This is a genomic window from Cyanobacteriota bacterium (assembly GCA_025054735.1).
GTDB lineage: Bacteria > Cyanobacteriota > Cyanobacteriia > SKYG9 > SKYG9 > SKYG9.
In genome coordinates this window covers 1-3,766 of sequence record JANWZG010000385.1, presented here as the reverse complement: position 1 = coordinate 3,766, position 3,766 = coordinate 1, and the positions used below count along the sequence as shown (strand labels likewise).

3 protein-coding genes are annotated in these 3,766 nt (G+C 49.1%); 2 read left to right on the top strand and 1 reads right to left on the bottom strand.

What is annotated here, in order from left to right:
• Nucleotides 1-840: 840 nt before the first annotated feature.
• Together guaA and NZ772_15440 are read left to right on the top strand one after the other, a co-directional pair.
• A complete protein-coding gene (guaA, locus tag NZ772_15445; protein MCS6814950.1) occupies nt 841-2,388 on the top strand; it encodes a glutamine-hydrolyzing GMP synthase in 1,548 nt (515 codons plus the stop codon).
• Nucleotides 2,389-2,579: 191 nt separating this feature from the next.
• Nucleotides 2,580-3,245 (top strand): HEAT repeat domain-containing protein, encoded by a 666-nt coding sequence (locus NZ772_15440; protein MCS6814949.1) that lies wholly within the window; start codon nt 2,580-2,582, stop codon nt 3,243-3,245.
• Nucleotides 3,246-3,352: 107 nt separating this feature from the next.
• Here the strand turns inward: NZ772_15440 and NZ772_15435 are convergent.
• A partial coding sequence (locus NZ772_15435) for a hypothetical protein (GenBank protein MCS6814948.1) occupies nt 3,353-3,766 on the bottom strand: 414 nt, incomplete at its 5' end.

The window sequence follows — 3,766 nt, the reverse complement described above, 5'->3', positions numbered from 1 at the left end:
ATCTCGATCGCCAAGTTGGGATTAGCTTGGTTGATAGCCCGCACCGCTGTAGACAGAGCACTCTGATACTGCGCCTCTAAAACTACGTAGACGACTTTGATCAAAAACCTTCCTTGTAAGGCTTCAGGGGCAATGTGTCGAATGGTCGGCTTGACCTGGGTAAACATCCACACGTCTCCTTAGGTAAACAAACTTGACAGCAGTTACTACGGCTATCATTAACAATGTTTATGTAACAGAAAACCTTGCCAATTGAGCATTTCAGCCTATATCTGCAACAAATCGATAGGAAATTAAGCCATTTTGTAAAAAAAATGTAATATATGCGTGAGCATCTGCTTAAAAGAATTGATACGAAAATCAATCTATAGCGACATGCCGCTGAGCTTCAAATCTCGTCATTAAACTACAATTGAGCCATGTTGGCTCTCTCTGTGGTCTAAGGTTTCTAATCGTAGTGGTATTAGCTATGCTGGATGTTTCAACTAGTCAAGGCCGCCATCCCTGAGAAGCTGCAAGCTACTGAATGTCTCTAGGCTTAGAATTGCCTAAACCTTGGATTGGAATTCAAGTGATGATAGGGTTAAGCTCAGATACCCTCAAATATTCAGGGTGGCAAGTGTTGACTACCCACTTTCCAAGTCATTGATTCTCAGTTCATTAAATCCTACTCAGGATGTCTCACGCTTATAAAAAGCCATTGATAAAGCCGTCGATCATCACAAGCACTGAACTTAAAGCATCCTTGTTACTGATGTTCTTCTCACTAGGGATATGCCCGTGACACCTAAATCCGATTTGCTCACCCAGTCCAATGTCTTGGCTGACGTAAACCGCCAGATGGTGATTATCCTTGACTTTGGCTCCCAATATTCAGAACTCATCGCTCGCCGGATTCGTGAAACCCAGGTCTACTCTGAAGTCCTGTCTTACCGGACATCTGCTGAGCAGCTACGCCAGCTTAATCCGGCTGGCATTATCCTTTCTGGCGGGCCAAACTCAGTCTACGATCAAGGCGCTCCTCACTGTGATCCAGCAATTTGGGAGTTGGGAATTCCCATTTTGGGGGTTTGCTACGGTATGCAGTTGATGGCACAGCAGTTGGGTGGTGAGGTGGAGCGATCGGATCGCGGCGAGTATGGCAAAGCATCTCTCTACATCGACGACGCCAGTGACTTACTGGCTAGCATAGACAGTGGCGTGACCATGTGGATGAGCCATGGTGATTCAGTAACTCGCCTGCCTGAAGGATTTAGCACATTAGCGCATACGGATAATACCCCCTGTGCCGCAATCGCTGACCATCATCGCAAACTCTATGGTGTGCAGTTTCATCCAGAGGTTGTGCATTCCCTAGGTGGACAAGCCCTCATCCGCAACTTTGTCTACAACATCTGTGATTGCCAACCCACATGGACCACGGAAGCCTTTGTGGAACAAGCCATCTGTGAGGTGCGGGCTAAGGTGGGCAACAAGCGTGTGCTGCTAGCCCTGTCTGGTGGAGTAGACTCTTCTACCTTGGCGTTTTTGATGCATCAGGCGATCGGCGACCAGTTGACCTGCATGTTCATTGACCAAGGGTTCATGCGCAAAAATGAACCTGAGCGCCTGCTTAAGCTCTTCAAGGAGCAGTTTCATATTCCTGTAGAGTATGTAGATGCGGGCGATCGCTTCTTGGCTGCCATTCGGGGGGTAACTGACCCAGAAGAAAAGCGCAAGCGCATCGGCCATACCTTTATCCAAGTGTTTGAAGAAGAGTCCCAACGCCTAGGCCCCTTTGACTATCTAGCCCAGGGCACTCTGTATCCTGATGTGATTGAGTCTGCTGACACGAATATTGACCCACAAACGGGTGAACGAGTGGCCGTGAAAATTAAGAGCCACCATAATGTTGGTGGGTTACCCGAAAACCTACGCTTTAAGCTAGTAGAGCCACTGCGCAAGTTATTTAAAGACGAAGTGCGCAAGGTCGGGCGCTCTATTGGGTTGCCTGAGGAAATTGTGCAGCGACACCCCTTTCCGGGGCCAGGGCTAGCTATCCGTATTCTAGGAGAAGTCACTGCTGAAAAGTTAGCCATTCTCCGCGATGCTGACTTTATTGTTCGGCAGGTGATTAATCAGCAAGGTATCTATAACCAATTCTGGCAGGCCTTTGCTGTGCTGCTACCCATTCGCAGTGTGGGTGTGATGGGTGACCAGCGTACCTATGCTTACCCGATCGTCCTGCGGCTAGTCACCAGCGAAGATGGCATGACGGCTGACTGGGCTAAGGTGCCCTACGAGCTACTGGAAACTATTTCCAATCGGATTGTGAATGAGGTCAAGGGTGTGAACCGAGTAGTGTATGACATTACGTCTAAACCCCCTGGAACGATTGAATGGGAGTAAGCTGTTACATCCTGTAAAGCCATGGCTGCAATGATCCCCGTCAATTCCTACAATAAAGCTACAATTTCAAGCTTCCATGTTTCCACGGTTACCAACAAACCGTTGGTTGCATAGGTCGCTGGTTGAATGTAGGTAGCGATGAGCGTCCTACCTCAATGCATAGATGGCTAAATCACACCCTGAACAATTTCATGACTATTACCCCTGAGTCGGTGCAACAACAGCTTTCCTCTGACCAGTTTGGCGATCGCCTGCGTGGCATCAACCAACTGCGTCAGCTTGACCCTGCGATCGCCTTCACACTTATTAAGCCCTTATTAAATGATAGTAACTCGCGGGTACGTTATGCCGCTGTGAGTCAACTAGCTACCCTTGGACACCAAAACCCAGAGGAAGCCTTGCCCCTACTGTTGCAGCGCTTGCACGATGATCCAGAGATTGATGTTAAAGCAGTCGCTGCTGATGCATTGGGTGGTTTGAAGCTAAGAGCTGCTCTACCAGACTTACTGCGAGTCTATCAGCAAACCAGCGACTGGTTATTACGGTTTAGCATCGTCGCTGCCCTGGGAGAACTAGGGGATCCAGAGGCGCTGGACTTTCTGGCTGAAGCCCTGCAATCAGATGAGGATTTGGTGCGCATGGCAGCGATCGGTTCCCTGGGTGAACTCGGTGATCCCCGTGCAATTCCCTTGATAGTGCCCTTTGTGCAGGATGCTGATTGGCAAGTGCGTTATAAGCTTGTGCAAGCATTGAGCAACTTTAGTGGTGCTGAGGTTAATGCAGCGCTTACGTCTTTGGCCAAGGATCCCGTAAGCCAAGTTGCCCAAGAAGCCCAAGCTTGCCTGGGGGGGTTATAACCCTAACCGCCAGAACTCATGCTAGAAAGACTAAGGCTCTGGGTTACCACTTGCACAGGTGGCTATCCAGTAAGGAGGTTTGAGTAACTCCGTTAGCCAGTGAACGATCATTCATGAACGTCATTCCACAACCGCTCTAGCTGATAGCGCCAAGCAGCTAGGGTTTCTTCACGGGACTGGTTATCTAGGGCCATATCCCCCATTAAGCCCTCTTGATAAAATCGATCGAGGGTCTGCAATGTCGTTTCCATAGACTGTCCCTGTTGTTTGGCAGCTCGGATGATTTGTTGCACACGGGTTTCAACAAGGGCATTAAAACAGTCATTCAATCCCTTGGCGTGGAGGTCCACCAAACGCTCAATCGCCCCTCGCAAGTCCTCAGCCGTTAAGCCAGCCAACGAATGTTGGAACACTCCCCACAGCACATCTTGATGAAGAGCATAGCGAGTCTCTAGCGTATCATCAAAGTTGGCAGCCATTAGCTGCTCTAGAAATGGTTGAGCGCTGCTAGCAGCCACAAT